This window comes from Klebsiella sp. PK01 (assembly GCF_057624675.1).
In genome coordinates this window covers 291,778-307,955 of sequence record NZ_JBYEZM010000001.1, presented here as the reverse complement: position 1 = coordinate 307,955, position 16,178 = coordinate 291,778, and the positions used below count along the sequence as shown (strand labels likewise).

At 57.3% G+C, this 16,178-nt stretch carries 12 protein-coding genes and 1 pseudogene; 8 read left to right on the top strand and 5 right to left on the bottom strand.

The window, feature by feature from the left end; genetic code table 11:
• Positions 1–47: 47 nt before the first annotated feature.
• From catA to AC22LX_RS01430, 3 genes and pseudogenes are all read right to left on the bottom strand, one after another.
• A complete protein-coding gene (gene catA / locus AC22LX_RS01440) occupies positions 48–974 on the bottom strand; it encodes a catechol 1,2-dioxygenase (protein WP_015705528.1) in 927 nt (308 codons plus the stop codon).
• A gap of 69 nt (positions 975–1,043) precedes the next feature.
• Positions 1,044–1,334, bottom strand: coding sequence for a muconolactone Delta-isomerase (gene catC, locus AC22LX_RS01435; RefSeq protein ID WP_015366454.1), 291 nt, complete (start codon positions 1,332–1,334; stop codon positions 1,044–1,046).
• A 12-nt stretch (positions 1,335–1,346) separates the two neighbouring features.
• Positions 1,347–2,509: pseudogene (locus tag AC22LX_RS01430) on the bottom strand (muconate cycloisomerase family protein).
• 209 nt (positions 2,510–2,718) lie between these two features.
• On the opposite strand from AC22LX_RS01430, the gene AC22LX_RS01425 reads away from it, so the two are divergent.
• Positions 2,719–3,516 carry an IclR family transcriptional regulator domain-containing protein gene (locus AC22LX_RS01425; RefSeq protein WP_045394113.1) on the top strand — a complete coding sequence of 266 codons (798 nt, stop codon included), beginning with the start codon at positions 2,719–2,721 and terminating at the stop codon, positions 3,514–3,516.
• Between the two features lie 2 nt (positions 3,517–3,518).
• On the opposite strand, the gene AC22LX_RS01420 is transcribed toward AC22LX_RS01425, so the two are convergent.
• Entirely contained in the window at positions 3,519–5,009 is a 1,491-nt protein-coding gene (locus AC22LX_RS01420; protein ID WP_045394111.1) for an MFS transporter, read from the bottom strand.
• 121 nt (positions 5,010–5,130) lie between these two features.
• Here AC22LX_RS01420 and AC22LX_RS01415 point away from each other — a divergent pair, with 121 nt between their 5' ends.
• The 6 genes from AC22LX_RS01415 to narI all read left to right on the top strand — a co-directional run bounded on the left by AC22LX_RS01415 (position 5,131) and on the right by narI (position 14,042).
• Complete coding sequence (locus AC22LX_RS01415) at positions 5,131–5,712, top strand: TetR family transcriptional regulator (protein ID WP_316422347.1); 582 nt, start codon at positions 5,131–5,133, stop codon at positions 5,710–5,712.
• Between the two features lie 180 nt (positions 5,713–5,892).
• Positions 5,893–7,275: a NarK family nitrate/nitrite MFS transporter gene (locus AC22LX_RS01410; protein ID WP_049060100.1), complete on the top strand. Its 1,383-nt coding sequence runs from the start codon at positions 5,893–5,895 to the stop codon at positions 7,273–7,275.
• A 113-nt stretch (positions 7,276–7,388) separates the two neighbouring features.
• A complete protein-coding gene (locus AC22LX_RS01405) occupies positions 7,389–11,129 on the top strand; it encodes a nitrate reductase subunit alpha (protein WP_487333683.1) in 3,741 nt (1,246 codons plus the stop codon).
• Positions 11,126–12,670 carry a nitrate reductase subunit beta gene (gene narH / locus AC22LX_RS01400; RefSeq protein ID WP_047048682.1) on the top strand — a complete coding sequence of 515 codons (1,545 nt, stop codon included), beginning with the start codon at positions 11,126–11,128 and terminating at the stop codon, positions 12,668–12,670. Before AC22LX_RS01405 ends, narH begins: the two co-directional genes overlap by 4 nt.
• Positions 12,670–13,365 carry a nitrate reductase molybdenum cofactor assembly chaperone gene (narW, locus tag AC22LX_RS01395; RefSeq protein WP_045394098.1) on the top strand — a complete coding sequence of 232 codons (696 nt, stop codon included), beginning with the start codon at positions 12,670–12,672 and terminating at the stop codon, positions 13,363–13,365. Before narH ends, narW begins: the two co-directional genes overlap by 1 nt.
• A complete protein-coding gene (gene narI / locus AC22LX_RS01390) occupies positions 13,362–14,042 on the top strand; it encodes a respiratory nitrate reductase subunit gamma (protein WP_045394095.1) in 681 nt (226 codons plus the stop codon). The genes narW and narI overlap by 4 nt, the downstream gene beginning before the upstream one ends.
• 531 nt (positions 14,043–14,573) lie before the next feature.
• Here narI and nhoA read toward each other — a convergent pair.
• Positions 14,574–15,419 (bottom strand): N-hydroxyarylamine O-acetyltransferase, encoded by an 846-nt coding sequence (nhoA, locus tag AC22LX_RS01385; RefSeq protein WP_045394092.1) that lies wholly within the window; start codon positions 15,417–15,419, stop codon positions 14,574–14,576.
• Positions 15,420–15,592: 173 nt separating this feature from the next.
• Between nhoA and AC22LX_RS01380 the strand changes: the two genes are divergently transcribed.
• A complete protein-coding gene (locus AC22LX_RS01380; RefSeq protein ID WP_049059778.1) occupies positions 15,593–16,174 on the top strand; it encodes a flavin reductase family protein in 582 nt (193 codons plus the stop codon).
• Positions 16,175–16,178 lie beyond the last annotated feature (4 nt).

The following is a 16,178-nucleotide window of genomic DNA, read 5'->3' as shown; positions in this document are numbered from 1 at the left end:
TAGAGCGCGGCCCGGGCCATCAGCGTGGCCGGGGCCGCTAAAGCAGATTACTCTTTGGCGCGCAGACGGGTGCCGCGGTGCTCTTCGTCGGGGCTCAGCGCTTTACAGAGGGTGAAATCAAAGCGCACTTCGGTGTGCTCGCCGTCCAGTTCACGCTGTGCAATCGTCTCGCGGTCGCTCACTTTCACCGGGTCGGCAATCAGTCCATCGCGGGTGGCAAAGGCAAAATCATCCCACAGGTATTTGTCGCCGCTGAGGTTGATCTGGCTGGTCAGATGTTTATGCCCCGGCGCGGAGACGAAGAAGTGAATGTGCGCCGGACGGTTGCCGTGGCGGCCTAACTGATCCAGCAACTTCTGGGTTGGACCATCCGGCGGGCAGCCGTAGCCGGATGGCATAATGCTGCGCACGCTATAGCGGCCATCGGCGCCGGTGCGAATACGACGACGCAGGTTGTAGTCGCTCTGGCTCTGATCGAAGAACGAGTAATTACCCAGGGTATTGGCGTGCCAGATATCAACGATGGCGTTAGCGATCGGCTGGCCCTGGCTATCTTTAACCTGGCCGTGCAGCCACATCACTTCGCCGGCGTCGGTGCCATCATCCATGCGGGCATGGCGGTCGGCCAGCGGCGCATTGGCCACATACAGCGGCCCTTCGATGGTGCGAGGGGTGCCGGTTTCACGATGCGCCGCCGCGTCGATAGCGTCCTGACGCAGGTCGAGGAAGTGTTCAAGACCCAGCCCCGCCGCCAGCAGCGCCGCTTCCTGGCGCCCACCCAGCTCGTGCAAATAGTTCACCGCATGCCAGAACTCTTCTTCTGTGACGTTATAGTCATCGATCAGCGTGCAGATATTCTCCAGCAAACGGTGGACAATGGCTTTAAAACGTTCGTTACCGCCAGGAACATTTAAACCCGCGCCTTCACGTAATAATTTCTGCACGGCTTCTTGTTGTACGAAAGCATTACTCATAATTATTCTCTCTTATCGTTGTAGGATATTTGCCGGGTGCCCCCGGCATGAGGTCATGTTTTATTATTATTAGCTATCGTCTTCACGAATAGACGAGGGATGACGGCACAGCGCCTCTACGCGAATATCCATAAATGGATATAACGGCAATCCCATTAAAATTTGATGCAACTCTTCGGCATCTTTTACATCGAAAATGCTGACATTAGCGTAAAGACCGGCGACGCGCCAAATATGTCGCCACTTGCCTTCACGTTGTAATTGTTGCGAATAGGCTTTTTCGCGTTGTTTAATTTCATCCGCTTCGGCGGCAGGAAACCCGATCGGAATATTAACGGTCATATCAACTTTAAATAGCATTATTTTCTCCTGTTATGCTTTACGGGAATAGAAGCGCAGCTTGTCTTCATCCAGCTCCACACCAAGCCCTGGCGTTTGCGGCAACGCCACCTGACCGTCGGCAAAGGTCAGCGGCACGCTGACGATATCGTCTTTGAGTAGCAACGGGCCGAACATCTCGGTTCCCCACTGCAGCGGCAATGTCGACCAGGCATGCAGAGAGGCAACGGTCCCCACGGTCCCTTCCAGCATCGTGCCGCCATACAGGCCAATCCCCGCCGCCTGCGCGACGCGGGCCAGCGCCAGCACGCTATTCGGCCCGCCCGCCTTGGCGATTTTCAGCGCGTAAGCGCCGGTAAAGCCCTGGTGCGCCAGTTGGTAACCATCGTAAGCGGTCGCGACCGCTTCATCCGCCAGGATCGCGGTTTCGATTTGCTGGCTCAGGCGCACCAGCGCTGCATTGTCCTGCGCGCTCACCGGCTGTTCGATGAGATCGACCCCCATCGCCGCCAGCTCGCGACAACCCTTCGCGCCGGTCGCGGCGTCCCAGGCCTGATTAACGTCAACGCGAATGCTGGCGCGATCGCCTAAGGCTTCCACAATGGCGCGGGTATGGCGGAGATCGGTGGCTAATTCCCGTGCGCCAATTTTCAGCTTGAATGCCTGATGACGGCGCTCGGCTAACAGCTTTTCCCCTTCGGCAATATCTTTCGCGGTATCGCCGCTGGCTAACGTCCACAGCACCGGCAACGACGTTTGCAGCGCGCCGCCGAGCAGCGCCGATACCGGTAGCCCTAAAGCTTTGCCCTGTGCATCAAGGAGTGCGGTTTCAATGGCAGATTTTGCGAAAGTATTGCCTCTAATGGCGCTATTCATACGCGCCGTCAGCGCATTAAGGTTATCCGCCGGCTGCCCTTTCAGCAGCGGCGTCAGATAGTGGGTCAAGGCCGATGAGATAGCCTCCGGGCTCTCGACACCGTAGCTCAGCCCGCCGATAGTCGTCGCTTCACCGATACCGCATACGCCATCGGAACGGGTAATGCGCACGATGACCAGCGTCTGGCAGCCCATGGTGGTCATCGATAATTTATGTGGCCGGATGGTCGGTACATCCACTAACCAGCTCTCAATGCGTTCTACGGTCGCAGTCATTTTTTGTTCCTGAAAGATGCATAACTTTTTGTACCCACATCCATAACGGGGATGTCTGTGCTTTGACAATAGGGTCCAGCCTGGCGGATGGTCAACGGCGATAATCGAAATGTTGTGCGATTATCGGCACGCTTGTTAAATTGCGGTTAATAATGTGATCGAGGTGGTAAAACAGGCACAATTCGCCGCGCCCTGGTTTGCGCGCGGTATAGTGATTCCCCGTGAGCTTTACGTTGCAACGGAGAAAGATGCAATGAGCGACAATACCCACACTACGCTGAGCGCCAGGCAGGCCGAGCACGACCCCAATTTTATGCTGTCACTCGCCCGCGGGCTGGAGGTGCTCAATGCTTTTACTCCCCAGCGCCAGCGGCTGACCATTTCGCAGTTAAGTCAGAAAACGCAAATTTCTCGCGCGGCGGTGCGCCGCTGCCTGTATACCCTGGCGGCGCTGGGGATGGTGCACAGCCCGGACGGCCGCAGCTATGAACTGCTGCCGCGAGTTCTGGCAGTTGGCCACGCCTATCTGGCGGGAACCCCGCTGGCGAAGGTGGCGCAAACGGCGCTGGACAATCTTGGTAAGACGTTAGGTGAAAGCTGCTCCGCCGCCACGCTTGATGGCGACAACGTACTGTATATCGCCCGCGCGGCGGTCAATAACTTGCTCAGCGTCGATCTGGGCCGCGGCAGCCGCCTCCCGGCATGGACAACCTCAATGGGACGGGTATTGCTGAGCGCGTTGCCCGAAGATCAACTAGAAGTGACACTGTCACGCGCACATCTTATGCGCTACACCCCGTATACCCTGTGCGATCCTACAGCACTGCGCGCGGAAATCGCCAAAGTTCGCATGCAGGGCTATGCGCTGGCGGACAGGCAAATTGAAGTTGGATTATGCTCGCTTGCGGTACCGCTGCTGTCGCGCAGCGGCCAGGTGGTGGCAGCGCTCAACGTTGGCGTCCCCGCCTCTTCGATGAGCGCCGCGGCGCTGAAGGAGAAAGCCCTGGCGCCGCTGCGCCGTGCGGCGATGGAGCTGTCTCTTCAGCTATGACATTAACGTGACGCCGGCGTATTGGCCAGCCCGCGCCAGATCCCCAGCGCCAGTAACAACAGCAGAACGCCAGCCGTTGCCAGAGAAATGCTGTGAGCGCTGATGAACGCGGTTTTCGCCGCCGCGATTAGTGAATCAGCCGGTATCGCGGGGAGCGATTGCGCCACCTTCATCGCCTCGCCGATGGACGATGAGGCCTGTACCGCTGCTTCACCGCCAATCCCGGCAGGCAGTTCAATCGCCGAACTGTAGCTGCGGGTCAGGATCAGGCCGAACAGCGCAATACCAAGCCCCGCGCCCAATTCATAGGCCATGGTTTCAATGGCGCCTGCCGCCGACGCCTTCTCTTTCGGCGCCGCCGCCATGATCGCCGACGTTGACGCCAGCAGCGCGCTGGCGGCGCTAAAGCCCAGCAGCGTCATTAACCCCCACGCCTGCCACTGTTGCGTGCTGAAGTCGGTCATCGACAGTCCCAAAAAGCTTAAAGCGCTCAGCAACATACCGCCGGTCGCCACCTGCCGCAGCCCTAGTTTCGATACCAGCATTCCGGCAATCGGCCCGCTAAAGCCGCTGGCAACCATCACCGGCAGCATGAACAACCCGGCCTCAAACGGCGTTTTCTGATGCACGAACTGTAGCTCCTGCGCCATCAGCAATTCAAAACCAACCAGCGTAATGAGCGCGGTCATCGCCATCATCACCCCGCTTAAAATAATGCGGTGGGTGAAGAGACGCATATCCACCATCGGCGTCGGCATCGACAGCTGTTTGCGGACAAACCAGGTCAACATGGCCGCCCCGCCGATAGCCACCAGCGCGATTAGCCACAGCGCCAGCTGCCCCTTTAGCGCCGACTTAGCGCTAAACACCAGCATCAGAATGGCCGCAATCAGGATCAGCGCCTGCGGCAGATTCAGCGGTTGCTCGCGGCGGGCGGGCTGACGGGGTACAACCTTAGCGTTGATGGCAATGACCAGCAGCACGATTGGCACGTTGATCAGGAACACCGATCCCCAGTAGAAGTGTTCCAGCAGCATGCCGCCCACCAGCGGGCCAAATGCCGCGCCGCCGGATCCCACCGCGGCCCATAATCCCAGCGCCATGTTACGCTGGCTGGCTTCGGCGAAAGTGCCGCGGATCCCGGCAAGCGTCGCCGGCACAATCATTGCCGCGCCAACCGCCAGCAGCGCGCGGGAGATAATCAGCGTTATCGCCGTCGGCGACAGCGCGGCGCACAGCGAAGCGATACCAAAAATTGCGCTACCAAGCAGCAATAAGCGCTTAAAGCCGATTTTATCGCCCAATGCGCCCATCGGCAGCACCATACCGGCCATCACCAACGAATAGATATCAATGATCCACAGTAGCTCGTTGCCGCTGGTGCCAAGCGCGACGCTGAGCGTCGGGGCGGCCACATGCAGCACCGTTGCGTCAATTGCTACCGGGATATAAACCAGCAAAATCGCCATCAGCGTTAACCATTGCCGAGACATACTACTTTTCCTCAATTTTCGAAATTGGACACGCGTCCAGGATTGCGATCCTGCCGGATTGTTGAACGTCTGTCCAACTTTTTGTTACCATCATCGCATCACCTCTTTGTCATGGGTCGCTATGCACTATTTAAATCGGGAAGCGCGTCGGGAAGTTATCATGCAGGCCGCCATGCGAGTGGCGCTAAATGGCGGCTTCAGCGCCATGACAGTGCGCCAGATAGCCAGCGAAGCCGGCGTCGCCGCAGGTCAGTTACATCATCATTTTGCCTCGACCGGCGAGCTAAAAGCGCAGGCCTTTATCCGCTTGATCCGCGAAATGCTCGATATTCAGCTGCTGACCGATGACGCCTCCTGGAGCGAACGCCTGTTTTCATTACTCGGCAGCGAAGATGGCCGTCTCGAGCCCTATATACGCCTGTGGCGGGAAGCGCAGATTTTGTCCGATAGCGATGAGGAAATTAAGGCCGCGTATCTGCTGACCATGAGCATGTGGCATGATGAAACGGTCACGGCGATTAACCGCGGCGCCGAAGCCGGTGAATTTCAGCCGCAGGATACGGCAGAAAATATCGCCTGGCGTCTGATTGCCCTGGTTTGCGGGCTGGATGGCATTTACGCGTTGGGGATGCAAGCCATTGACGATGCGGCATTTACCCGTTACTTAAAACATTATATCGCGCTGGAACTCCCTCAGGCTTAGGTTACATTTAGTAACAATTGACCACCCTTCATTGCCGGCGTGAATTCTTTCACGTCTCGATTCTTATCTATTCTCAAACAATACAATTATTAAAAACAGCTGAGCCTTAATTCCAGCCTGCACAACTTCAGCTGTTTTTTTATTTATCCTTTTGATCTCGTACGCTTTAGTGAGGGTGTTATGTCGATAGAAGGTGATAAAAAGAATCATTATCTTTTAAAGGATTGGCGACCAGAAAATGAAGCCTTCTGGGAAAATAAAGGAAAAGCCATCGCACGCAGGAACTTATGGATTTCCGTATTTTGTCTGTTACTCGCCTTCTGCGTCTGGATGTTATTTAGCGCGGTCGCGGTCAATCTCAATAAAGTGGGTTTTAATTTCACAACCGACCAGCTTTTTTTATTAACGGCGCTACCTTCACTTTCCGGCGCAATATTACGCGTCCCCTACTCCTTTATGGTACCTATAATGGGTGGGCGCTACTGGACGGTTATTAGCACGGTTATTCTGGTGATTCCCTGTTTATGGCTGGGGTTGGCAGTACAAAATCCAACTACTCCGTACTGGGTATTTATCGCTATTTCGTTACTGTGTGGTTTTGCCGGCGCCAACTTTGCCTCAAGCATGGGCAATATCAGTTTCTTCTTCCCCAAGGCTAAACAGGGCAGCGCATTAGGCATAAACGGCGGTCTCGGCAACCTCGGGGTCAGCGTGATGCAACTGGTCTCGCCCATTTTTATCTTTCTGCCGATTTTTACCTTCCTGGGAGTCCGCGGCGTTGAGCAACCAGGCGGCGCCATGCTGTGGCTTGGCAACTCACCGCTGCTGTGGGTGCCGTTACTGGTCATCGCCACCGTTTTCGCGTGGTTCGGCATGAACGATATTGCCAGTTCCAAAGCCTCGATTCGCGATCAGTTACCGGTATTGAAGCGTCCGCATATGTGGCTGTTAAGCCTGCTGTATCTGGCGACCTTCGGCTCGTTTATCGGCTTCTCCGCCGGCTTCGCGATGCTGGCGAAAACCCAGTTTCCAGATGTCGATATTCTGAAACTGGCCTTCTTCGGCCCGTTTATCGGCGCGCTGGCGCGCTCCTTCGGCGGTATCATTTCCGACCGTCTGGGCGGCGTACGGGTGACGCTGGTTAACTTCATTCTGATGGCGGTCTTTACCGGCCTGCTTTTCCTCACCCTGCCGGGATCCGGTTCCGGAAGCTTCTTCGCCTTCTACGTGGTGTTTATGGGCCTGTTCTTAACCGCCGGGCTTGGCAGCGGCTCCACCTTCCAGATGATCGCCGTGATCTTCCGCCAGCTCACCATTGATAGCGTGAAAAAACGCGGCGGCAGCGACGAACAGGCCCAGCACGAAGCGGTGACCGATACCGCCGCCGCGCTCGGTTTTATCGCCGCAATCGGCGCCATTGGCGGTTTCTTTATTCCAAAAGCCTTCGGGACCTCTCTGGCCATGACCGGCTCGCCGGTGGGCGCGATGAAAGTCTTTTTTGTCTTCTATGTGGTTTGCGTGCTGGTGACCTGGCTGGTCTATGGCCGCCGTAAACCCGCCTAACCATAACGATTTATCTGCCGGATGGCGGCTTACGCCTTATCCGGCCTACGAGTTCGTTCGCTCATCCGGCCGGGTGGCACGATGCCGGACATCATCGGAGCAGGAGAAATGTCATGAGTAAATTACTGGATCGCTTTCGCTACTTTAAGCAGAAACGCGAGACCTTTGCCAACGGCCACGGTCAGGTCTACGACAACAACCGTGACTGGGAAGATAGCTACCGGCAACGCTGGCAATTCGACAAAATTGTCCGCTCCACGCACGGTGTGAACTGTACCGGCTCCTGTAGCTGGAAAATTTATGTCAAAAACGGCCTGGTCACCTGGGAAACCCAGCAAACCGATTATCCGCGCACCCGACCGGACCTGCCAAACCACGAACCGCGCGGCTGCCCGCGCGGCGCCAGCTACTCCTGGTATCTCTACAGCGCTAACCGCCTGAAGTACCCGCTGGCGCGTAAACGGCTGATTGAGCTGTGGCGCGAAGCCCTGACACAGCATCCCGACCCGGTACAGGCCTGGGATAGCATCATGCAGGACCCGCTGAAAACCCGCAGCTACAAAGAAATTCGCGGTAAAGGCGGCTTTGTACGCTCCAGTTGGAAAGAGTTAAATCAACTGATCGCCGCGGCCAACGTCTGGACCATTAAAAACTACGGTCCGGATCGCGTCGCGGGCTTTTCGCCGATCCCGGCGATGTCGATGGTCTCCTACGCCGCGGGCACCCGTTATTTATCGCTGCTCGGCGGCACCTGTCTGAGCTTCTATGACTGGTATTGCGATCTGCCGCCCGCCTCGCCGATGACCTGGGGCGAACAGACCGACGTGCCGGAATCCGCCGACTGGTACAACTCCAGCTACATTATTGCCTGGGGTTCAAACGTCCCGCAGACGCGAACCCCGGACGCCCACTTCTTCACCGAAGTGCGCTACAAGGGGACCAAAACCATCGCCATTACTCCGGACTATTCGGAAGTCGCCAAGCTCTGCGACCAGTGGCTGGCGCCGAAGCAAGGTACCGACAGCGCGCTGGCGATGGCGATGGGTCACGTGATCCTCAAAACTTTCCACCTCGATAATCCGAGCGATTACTTTCTCAACTACTGCCGTACCTATACCGATATGCCAATGTTGGTGATGCTCGACCGTCGTGACGACGGCAGCTATGCGCCGGGCCGTATGCTACGCGCCGCTGACCTGCTTAACGGACTGGGAGAAAGTAATAACCCGGAATGGAAAACCGTCGCCTTTAACGCCGACGGCGAACTGGTCGCGCCGAACGGATCCATCGGCTTCCGTTGGGGCGAAAAAGGCAAATGGAATCTCGAACAGCGGGCTAACGGCCGTGACGTCGACTTAAAACTGTCGCTGTTGGATATGCACGATAGCGTGGTGTCGGTCGGCTTCCCCTACTTCGGCGGCAATGAAAACCCGCATTTTCGCAGCGTAAAGCAGGAGCCGATAACGCTTCATCAACTGCCAGCGAAACAGCTGCCGTTAGCCAGTGGTGAAAACGCTCTGGTAGTGAGCGTGTATGACCTGGTGCTGGCGAACTACGGTCTGGATCGCGGCCTTGACGATGCCAATGCCGCGCGTGACTTTGCGGATGTCAAAGCCTATACCCCGGCGTGGGCCGAACAGATCACCGGCGTGCCGCGTCACCATATCGAGCAAATCGCCCGCGAGTTCGCCGATACGGCGCATAAAACCCATGGCCGTTCGATGATTATCCTTGGCGCCGGCGTGAACCACTGGTACCACATGGATATGAACTACCGCGGGATGATCAACATGCTGGTATTCTGCGGCTGCGTCGGTCAGAGCGGCGGCGGCTGGTCGCACTATGTCGGCCAGGAGAAACTACGCCCGCAGACCGGCTGGCTGCCGCTGGCGTTCGCGCTGGACTGGACTCGTCCACCGCGGCAGATGAACAGTACCTCTTATTTCTACAACCACGCCAGCCAGTGGCGCTACGAAAAACTAACCGCTCAGGAGCTGCTCTCACCGCTGGCCGACGCCAGCAAATTCAGCGGCCATATGATCGACTTCAACGTTCGCGCCGAGCGCATGGGCTGGCTGCCCTCCGCGCCGCAGCTTAACGTTAACCCGCTGAGCATCAAGCAGCAGGCCGACGCCGCCGGGCTGTCCCCCGCAGAGTTCACCGTCCAGTCGTTAAAAGCAGGCGATATTCGCTTTGCCGCCGAGCAGCCGGATAGCGGCCACAACCACCCGCGCAACCTGTTTATCTGGCGTTCGAACCTGCTGGGATCGTCCGGTAAGGGCCATGAGTACATGCTCAAGTACCTGCTCGGTACCGATAACGGTATTCAGGACGAGGAGTTTGGCGCCACCGCTGACGTGAAGCCGGAGGAAGTCGAGTGGCAGACCGCGGCGATTGAGGGCAAACTCGATCTACTGGTGACCCTCGATTTCCGCATGTCCAGTACCTGCCTGTTCTCAGATATCGTCCTGCCGACCGCCACCTGGTACGAAAAAGACGATATGAACACCTCCGACATGCACCCGTTTATCCACCCCCTTTCCGCCGCCGTCGGCCCGGCATGGGAGGCGAAAAGCGACTGGGAAATCTACAAGGACATTGCGAAAAGTTTCTCTGAAGTATGCGTCGGCCACCTTGATAAAGAGACCGATGTGGTACTGGTGCCGCTGCAGCATGACTCTCCGGCGGAGCTATCACAGCCGTTTGATGTCCTCGACTGGCGCAAGGGCGAATGCGATCTCATTCCAGGCAAAACCGCGCCGTCAATTGCGCTGGTTGAACGTGACTACCCGGCCACCTGGGAGCGCTTCACCTCGCTGGGGCCGTTACTCGATAAGCTCGGCAACGGCGGTAAAGGCATTTCGTGGAATACGCAAAACGAAGTCGACTTCCTCGGTAAACTTAACTACGTCAAACCCGACGGTCCGGCCAAAGGCCGCCCGCGCATCGACAGCGCGATCGACGCCAGTGAAGTCATCTTGAGCCTGGCGCCGGAAACCAATGGCCAGGTGGCGGTGAAAGCCTGGCAAGCGCTGGGAGAATTTACCGGCCGCGACCACACCCATCTGGCGCTGAATAAAGAGGATGAGAAAATCCGCTTCCGCGATATTCAGGCGCAGCCGCGCAAGATCATCTCCAGCCCAACGTGGTCCGGTCTGGAAAGCGAACATGTCTCTTATAATGCCGGTTATACCAACGTTCACGAACTGATCCCGTGGCGCACCCTCTCCGGGCGGCAACAGCTCTATCAGGATCATCCCTGGATGCGCGCCTTCGGCGAAAGTCTGGTGGCCTATCGCCCACCTATCGATACGCGCAGCGTCAGCCAGATGAAGGAAGTGCCGCCAAACGGCTTTCCGGAAAAAGCGCTCAACTTCCTGACCCCGCATCAGAAATGGGGTATCCACTCGACCTATAGCGAAAACCTGCTGATGCTGACGTTGTCGCGCGGCGGGCCCATCGTCTGGCTAAGCGAAACCGACGCAAAAGAACTGGGGATTGAGGATAACGACTGGATTGAAGCCTTCAACGCCAACGGCGCCCTCACCGCGCGTGCGGTGGTGAGCCAGCGCGTGCCGCCGGGCATGACCATGATGTATCACGCCCAGGAACGCATTATGAATATTCCCGGTTCGGAGGTGACCGGTCGCCGTGGCGGCATCCACAACTCCGTCACCCGCGTCTGTCCAAAACCCACGCATATGATTGGCGGCTACGCCCAACTGGCTTACGGCTTTAACTACTACGGCACCGTCGGCTCCAACCGCGACGAGTTCATTATGATCCGCAAAATGAAAAATATTGACTGGCTGGATGGCGAAGGTCGCGACCAGGTACAGGAGGCGAAAAAATGAAAATACGTTCACAAGTCGGAATGGTGCTGAATCTGGATAAATGCATCGGCTGCCATACCTGCTCCGTCACCTGTAAAAACGTCTGGAGCAGCCGCGAAGGGATGGAATATGCGTGGTTCAACAACGTGGAAACCAAGCCCGGTATCGGTTACCCCAAAAACTGGGAAGATCAGGACGAGTGGCAAGGCGGCTGGATCCGCGGTATCAGCGGCAAGCTCACTCCGCGTCTGGGCAACCGCGTCAGCGTGTTGTCGAAGATTTTCGCCAACCCGGTGCTGCCGCAGATTGACGATTATTACGAACCCTTTACCTACGATTATCAGCACCTGCACAACGCGCCGGAAGGCAAATACTTGCCTACCGCCCGTCCGCGTTCGCTGATTAGCGGCGAACGGATGGATAAAATCAGCTGGGGGCCAAACTGGGAGGAACTGCTCGGCGGCGAGTTTGAAAAACGCGCCAAAGACCGCAACTTCGAAGCGATGCAAAAAGAGATGTACGGCCAGTTTGAAAACACCTTCATGATGTATCTGCCGCGTCTTTGCGAACATTGCCTTAATCCGAGCTGCGTGGCGACCTGCCCAAGCGGCGCTATCTACAAGCGCGAAGAAGACGGCATCGTGCTGATCGACCAGGATAAATGCCGCGGCTGGCGGATGTGCATCAGCGGTTGTCCGTACAAAAAAATCTACTTTAACTGGAAGAGCGGCAAATCGGAAAAATGCATCTTCTGCTATCCGCGTATTGAGTCCGGGCAACCGACGGTGTGCTCCGAAACCTGCGTCGGCCGCATCCGCTATCTTGGCGTACTGCTGTACGACGCGGACCGCATCGAAGAGGCGGCCAGTACCGAACATGAAACCGACCTCTACGAGCGCCAGTGCGAGGTGTTCCTCAACCCTAACGACCCGGCGGTCATCGAAGAGGCGTTGAAGCAGGGTATTCCGCATAACGTGATCGAAGCCGCGCAACAATCACCGGTGTATAAACTAGCGATGGACTGGAAGCTGGCGCTGCCGCTGCACCCGGAATACCGCACCTTACCGATGGTCTGGTACGTCCCGCCTCTGTCGCCGATTCAGTCCGTCGCCGACGCCGGCGGCCTGCCGAGTAACGGCAATATCCTGCCAGCGGTCGAAAGCCTGCGTATACCGGTTCAGTATCTGGCGAACCTGCTGAGCGCCGGCGATACCGGCCCGGTCCTGCGCGCGTTAAAACGCATGATGGCGATGCGCCATTACAAACGTTCGCAAACCGTTGAAGGCGTGACCGATACCCGCGCCATTGAAGAAGTGGGCCTCAGCGTCGAGCAGGTGGAAGAGATGTATCGCTACCTGGCGATCGCCAATTACGAAGACCGCTTCGTGATCCCCACCAGCCACCGCGAACTGGCGGAAGACGCCTTCCCTGAACGCAACGGCTGCGGTTTTACCTTCGGCGATGGTTGCCATGGTTCTGATACTAAATTCAACCTGTTCAACAGTCGTCGCATCGACGCGATTGATGTGGGAGACGTTCGTCGACATGGGGAGGGAGAGTAATGCGGCTTCTCAAAGTCATCGCTTTACTGCTGGAGTATCCCGACGACGCGCTGTGGGATAACCGCGAGGAGGCGCTGGCGCTGGTCAGCGCCGATGCGCCCGCCCTGACGCCGTTTGTTACGCGATTACTGGCGGCGCCGCTGCTCGACCGTCAGGCCGAATGGTGTGAGGTGTTTGAGCGCGGTCGCGCCACCTCGCTGCTGCTGTTTGAACACGTTCACGCCGAATCGCGCGACCGCGGCCAGGCGATGGTCGATCTGATGAATCAGTATGAACAGGCGGGTCTGCAGATCGATTGTCGCGAACTCCCGGACCACCTGCCTTTATATCTTGAGTATCTCAGCACTCTCCCGTTGGCCGATGCCCGTGAAGGACTGCAGAACGTCGCGCCCATTCTGGCATTGCTCGGTGGGCGCTTAAAGCAGCGCGAATGCGATTACTATCAACTCTTTGACGCCCTCCTCACGCTGGCGGATAGCCCACTCAATAGTGACAGTGTCACCAGGCAGGTAGCGAGTGAGAAGCGTGACGACACGCGCCAGGCGCTGGATGCGGTGTGGGAAGAAGAACAGGTGAAGTTTATTGAAGATAATGCAACCGCTTGCGATAGCTCGCCAATGCAAGCTTATCAACGACGCTTTAGCCAGGATGTGGCGCCGCAGTACGTCGACATCCGCGCCGGAGGCCCGAAATGATACAGTACTTAAACGTCTTCTTTTACGATATCTACCCTTATCTCTGCGGCACCGTGTTCCTGGTGGGCAGTTGGCTGCGCTATGACTACGGTCAGTATACCTGGCGCGCGTCATCCAGCCAGATGCTCGATAAACGGGGCATGGTGCTGTGGTCGAACTTATTTCACATCGGCATCCTCGGCATCTTCTTCGGCCACTTCTTCGGGATGCTGACGCCGCACTGGGTCTATTCATGGTTCCTGCCGATGTCGCAGAAACAGGTGATGGCGATGGTGCTGGGCGGCGTCTGCGGCGTGCTGACCCTGGTCGGCGGCATAGGCCTGCTGGTGCGTCGTCTGACCAACCCGCGCATTCGCGCCACCTCCACCACTGCGGATATCCTGATCCTGTGCATTCTGCTGATTCAGTGCGCGCTGGGGCTGACGACTATTCCGTTCTCCGCCCAGCATCCGGACGGCAGCGAAATGCTGAAACTGGTAGATTGGGCGCAGGCGGTAGTCACCTTCCACGGCGGCGCATCGGCGCATCTGGATGGCGTCGCGTGGGTGTATCGCGTCCATCTGGTGCTGGGGATGACTATCTTCCTTATTTTCCCGTTCACCCGGCTGGTTCACGTCTGGAGCGCGCCGATAGAGTATTTCACCCGCCGCTATCAGGTGGTGCGTTCCCGGCGCTGAAAGCCAGCGGCTTTTATCATTCATCCATACCGGTAGATACTGTTATAGGTTTGCAACTGTTATGGTCCGGGAAAAACACGTGTTTTGTGTTAATTCAGAGCACATTGCGCTCCCGATATTTTTTCTGCGTTATGGCTCTCATGGCGCAGGGAGCGCACAGAGGGCGGCCAGTCGCCGCCGCCCTCTGTACTCCCGGGCTCTGGCCGCCAAAATCGCCACTTCGTGGTTCCTTCGACTTATCCCGGCAGGCTTCGGGTCGGGCCGAGGCAGCGTCCTTGCAAATCACGGCCCTCAGCCCGCATCCATGCGGGCTGCCCCGGCTTGCCGGGAACGTCTCAGCGATTTTGAGGCCACCAACATCGGCAGTTTCAGTCAGCATTGATGCGGTTGTAGCGGTGTAGCCCAGACGAGGCGCTCGCGCCGACTCCGGGGTCATATTCATCGGCCACGGCTCCAGCCTTTATTCCGGATGGCGGCTACGCCTTATCCGGCCTACGGCGACCATGCGCTTTCCTCGTCCCGTTATAAACGTTACTTCCCGGCTTCCGGATGGGTATCGAACGCCGCCATTACCGCTGCCAGCGCGGCTTCGCTGAACCCATGTTTTGGGTCGTCTACACCTAATCCGAACCGGGTTTGCAGCGCTTCATACAGCGCCGACACGTCCGCAAGATCCACCTTTTCCACCACGTGGTTGTTCTCCCAGTGGGTAAAATGGAAATTGGTGAGCGTCATTTTTCCGCCGTCAGGCAGATGACGGCACATCAGCAGATGGTGACGAAAGTGGGACTGCGGCCAGTGCGCCGACCAGAAGTTACCCATCACATAATCAGAAGCATACTGTCGACCCAGATCGAAATGGTACATCGACTGCCAGTGCTCATGATGATTAAACTGCAACGTCCACTCATCGCCTTCATGCACCAGGCGATAAATCCCATGCGGCGTATGCTGCGGAATATCCGCCAGCAGCTTAATCGGCGCGGTCAGCGTCTGGCCGCCGAAACCGACGTCGGCGATCCAGCGTTCGCCTTCGACCTCCACCAGCAGCAAGCGATGGGTGCGCGGCGGCATTTGTGGTGGATTAGCCAACACCACGCGCCCCAGCAGGCTGCGAACCGAGAAACCAATCTCACTTAGCGCCCGCTGCAACAGCCCGTTCTGCTCAAAGCAGTAACCGCCGCGGCGGGCGGTGATTAACTTCTCCTCGAGCGCCCGATCGTCAAGGTGGATTTCACGCGGCAGTAAAACGTCCAGATTCTCAAACGGGATCGCGCTATTGTGATGGCTATGCAACTCCCGCAGGGTGTCAATGGAAACATCGGGGGTTCCCGTCCAGGCCAGACGAGTAAAATACGCGCTTAAAAATGGGGTCATCAACGCCTCCAGCTTTTGGTGTCCGACATTTATAGCGTATTTTTTCCCCGCGACGGCGTATTTTGTGCGATCGCGCCAGATGATTTCTGATTTAGGTCGCGGTTGACGTATTGATTACCTTTGTATTGTGAATAAACTACTTACAGGCATTCGCCACTCACCAAGGAACGCTTATGAGCCGTTTTCGCCACGTCGAACTTCAGTACGCCAGTCGCCTGCTCAACCACGGCCCGACCATTATGATCACCAGTTATGACGCGCAGTCAGGGCGGCGCAACGTGATGTCCGCCGCCTGGTCGATGCCGGTTGAATTTGCCCCGCCTCGCGTGGCTATTGTGGTGGATAAAAGCACCTGGACGCGTGATCTCATTGAGCGTAACGGCGCCTTTGGTATCGTGGTGCCAGGCGTGGCCGCCGCCAGTTGGGTCTATGCGGTAGGCAGCGTAAGCGGGCGCGATGAAGATAAGTTCAATGCTTACGGTATCCCGACGGTGCAGGGTCCCGAACTGGGGTTACCGTTAATTGAAGAGAAATGCCTGGCGTGGATGGAATGCCGTCTGCTACCCGCCACCGCGGCACAAGAACAATACGATACGCTGTTTGGCGAAGTGGTTGCCGCCGCGGCCGATGAACGCGTTTTCGTCAGCGGCCGCTGGCAGTTTGACGATGATAAACTCAATACCATTCACCATCTCGGTACCGGTAATTTTGTCGCCAGCGGACGTCACGTGCAGGCCAATACGCCACATAATTAACAGA

What these genes read in the sequence shown, in the direction of transcription:
- nhoA (WP_045394092.1), bottom strand. Translation starts at nt 15,419, where the DNA reads ATGACCCCATTTTTAAGCGCGTATTTTACTCGTCTGGCCTGGACGGGA.
- narI (WP_045394095.1), top strand. Translation starts at nt 13,362, where the DNA reads ATGATACAGTACTTAAACGTCTTCTTTTACGATATCTACCCTTATCTC.
- AC22LX_RS01425 (WP_045394113.1), top strand. Translation starts at nt 2,719, where the DNA reads ATGAGCGACAATACCCACACTACGCTGAGCGCCAGGCAGGCCGAGCAC.
- AC22LX_RS01410 (WP_049060100.1), top strand. Translation starts at nt 5,893, where the DNA reads ATGTCGATAGAAGGTGATAAAAAGAATCATTATCTTTTAAAGGATTGG.
- AC22LX_RS01380 (WP_049059778.1), top strand. Translation starts at nt 15,593, where the DNA reads ATGAGCCGTTTTCGCCACGTCGAACTTCAGTACGCCAGTCGCCTGCTC.
- AC22LX_RS01415 (WP_316422347.1), top strand. Translation starts at nt 5,131, where the DNA reads ATGCACTATTTAAATCGGGAAGCGCGTCGGGAAGTTATCATGCAGGCC.
- AC22LX_RS01420 (WP_045394111.1), bottom strand. Translation starts at nt 5,009, where the DNA reads ATGTCTCGGCAATGGTTAACGCTGATGGCGATTTTGCTGGTTTATATC.
- AC22LX_RS01405 (WP_487333683.1), top strand. Translation starts at nt 7,389, where the DNA reads ATGAGTAAATTACTGGATCGCTTTCGCTACTTTAAGCAGAAACGCGAG.
- narW (WP_045394098.1), top strand. Translation starts at nt 12,670, where the DNA reads ATGCGGCTTCTCAAAGTCATCGCTTTACTGCTGGAGTATCCCGACGAC.
- narH (WP_047048682.1), top strand. Translation starts at nt 11,126, where the DNA reads ATGAAAATACGTTCACAAGTCGGAATGGTGCTGAATCTGGATAAATGC.
- catA (WP_015705528.1), bottom strand. Translation starts at nt 974, where the DNA reads ATGAGTAATGCTTTCGTACAACAAGAAGCCGTGCAGAAATTATTACGT.
- catC (WP_015366454.1), bottom strand. Translation starts at nt 1,334, where the DNA reads ATGCTATTTAAAGTTGATATGACCGTTAATATTCCGATCGGGTTTCCT.